At 39.1% G+C, this 645-nt stretch carries 1 protein-coding gene; it reads left to right on the top strand.

From position 1 onward, the window contains the following. The first annotated feature begins 116 nt into the window (after positions 1–116). On the top strand, positions 117–557 hold the full coding sequence (gene tnpA, locus E5329_RS29275; RefSeq protein WP_016303750.1) for an IS200/IS605 family transposase: 441 nt from the start codon (positions 117–119) through the stop codon (positions 555–557). Positions 558–645: the final 88 nt, after the last annotated feature.

Raw genomic sequence — 645 nt, 5'->3', positions numbered from 1 at the left:
TTATTGTCTGTATAATGGGGTTAAAACCCTCGCCTTTAGGCGAAACCTTTAGGTAAACCCCATACCTTCAAGTTTAGATGACATAAAAAATGGAATACTAAACTTGAGGTGAAAATATGGAAAATTACAGGAAATCAGCACATTGCACATATGACATAAAGTATCACTTAGTATGGATAACAAAATATCGTAAACCCATATTGTTAGGGAAAATAGCTGTTAGAACTAGGGAACTAATCCGAATGGTCTGCCAGAATAATGAAGTGCAGATTTTGGCAGGGCATGTGGGCAGTGACCACATACATCTGCTGGTGTCAGTGCCGCCGCACTTGTCAGCAAGTAAGCTGGTACAATATATAAAAGGCAACACCTCCAGAAAGTTACAGATGGAATATAAGGAACTAAACAAACAATTTTGGGGACAACATTTGTGGGCAAGAGGATATTTTGTGGCAAGCAGTGGAAATGTTACAGATGAAATTATCAGAGAATATATACAAAACCAAGATTTACAGGAAAGAAATAACTCTGATAACTTCGAGGTAGGATCACCGTAGAAAAATAATGATAATCTTGCGGAGAGACAACTTTAGGCTGCTTTAGCAGCAGAGCGAACCTACCGGCTTTAGCCGGTAGTGGTTCAGT

The organism is Petralouisia muris (assembly GCF_004793545.1).
GTDB classification, from domain to species: Bacteria; Bacillota; Clostridia; order Lachnospirales; family Lachnospiraceae; genus Petralouisia; species Petralouisia muris.
This window is presented reverse-complemented; position numbering and strand designations above follow the sequence as displayed.